Source organism: Streptomyces sp. MB09-01 (assembly GCF_033794505.1).
GTDB lineage: Bacteria > Actinomycetota > Actinomycetes > Streptomycetales > Streptomycetaceae > Streptomyces.
This window is the reverse complement of sequence record NZ_JARAYQ010000566.1, coordinates 1-1,147: the sequence shown is the minus strand read 5'-3', so window position 1 is coordinate 1,147 and position 1,147 is coordinate 1. Positions and strand designations below refer to the sequence as shown.

Annotated in this window: 1 protein-coding gene; it reads right to left on the bottom strand. The window is 75.2% G+C overall.

All coding sequences use genetic code 11. The features are described from left to right. Window positions 1–34: 34 nt before the first annotated feature. Window positions 35–1,147, bottom strand: a 1,113-nt coding sequence (locus tag PV721_RS43480; RefSeq protein ID WP_319734416.1) for a glycoside hydrolase family 31 protein, incomplete at its 5' end; no start/stop codon positions are given.

Here is a 1,147-nt window from a genome sequence, read left to right as displayed (position 1 = left end):
AGGATCAGTTGTGTTCGAGACACAGTGTGTACGGTCACGCGCCCGGGCCTGGCTTCGAGGTCCAGCGCCAGACCCGGCTGGACGCCGCGGAGGGGCAGATGCCGGCTCTGGACAGGGCCGGTACCCTGCTGCCGGTCCGCTGCGCGGGGGCTGACTGGGTGACCCTGGAGGCCTGGGCGTTGGCCCGGGCCAGCACCGGGATCCGCCCCTGCGGGGCGTCCAGCAGGATCTGGCACGGGCCCTCGTACGCCGTCCCGGTCGCGGTGTCGTACCACCGGCCCCGTGGCAGCCGTACCGCCCGCCGGTCCGCCCCGCACTCCAGCACCGGGGCCACCAGCAGCGCGTCGCCCAGCAGGAACGCGTCCTCGCAGTCCCGCAGCCGCCGCTCCTCCGGCGTCCCCCACCACACCGGCCGTACGTACGGGGCACCCGTCCGCCGCGCCAGGTGCGCCAGCGTCACGAAGTACGGCCGCAGACGCTCCCGCTCCGCCATCACCGCCGCCGCCTGCTCCGCCACCTCGGGCCCGAACTCCCACGGCTCCCGCCGCCCCGCCCACATCGCCGAGTGGGTCCGGAACAGCGGCAGGTACGCCCCCAGTTGCAGCCACCGCACGTACAACTCCGGCGACGGCGAACCGCCGAAGCCGCCCACGTCCGGGCCCGAGTACGGCACCCCGCACAGCCCGAGCCCCAACACCAGCGCCAGCGAGGCCCGCAGCCCCTCCCAGCTGCTCTCCACATCACCCGACCACGTGCCCCCGTAGCGCTGCATCCCCGCCCAGCCCGAGCGGGAGAACAGGAACGGCCGCTCGGCCGGCCGCAGCCGCACCAGCCCCTCCCACCCCGCCCGCGCCATTCCCAGCGCGTACACGTTGTGCCCCTCGCGGTGGTCCCCGCCCGCCCCGTCCATAGCGTGCCGCGCCGACCGCGGCAACGTGGCGTCCCCGAACGGAGCGAAGGACACCGGCTCGTTCATGTCGTGCCAGAAACCGGCGAAGCCCTGCGCGAGCCGCTCCTCGTACAGCCCGCCCCACCACTCCCGCACGGCCGGATCCGTGAAGTCCGGGTACACGCACTCGCCCGGCCACACCTCGCCGCGCACCTCCCCGCCCCGCGCGTCCCGCACGAAGGCGCCCGCCGCCCCCAC